The following is a 303-nucleotide window of genomic DNA, read 5'->3' as shown; positions in this document are numbered from 1 at the left end:
TCTATGCGTTTTGTACAGCCCAGAACTGAATCTCAGCAGGCAATGCGTGCGCTGCATCGTGTCCGTGAATCCTTGGTTCAGGATAAGGTAAAAACAACCAATCAGATGCATGCTTTTCTGCTGGAATTTGGCATCAGCGTTCCACGAGGAGCTGCCGTTATTAGCCGACTGAGTACCCTTCTTGAGGACAATAGTTTGCCTCTATACCTCAGCCAGTTATTGCTGAAATTACAACAGCATTATCACTATCTTGTTGAGCAGATTAAAGATTTGGAATCCCAGTTGAAACGAAAGTTGGACGAA

The 303-nt window shown here is 44.6% G+C and carries 1 pseudogene; it reads left to right on the top strand.

Features of this window, described 5'->3' with window-relative positions:
• Positions 1–303: pseudogene (locus ACNQ0W_RS25550) on the top strand (IS110 family transposase); the annotation flags it as partial.

Origin of the sequence: Enterobacter cloacae complex sp. 6730903, assembly GCF_048283985.1 — a bacterium.
GTDB lineage: Bacteria > Pseudomonadota > Gammaproteobacteria > Enterobacterales > Enterobacteriaceae > Enterobacter > Enterobacter hormaechei_C.
This window is presented reverse-complemented; position numbering and strand designations above follow the sequence as displayed.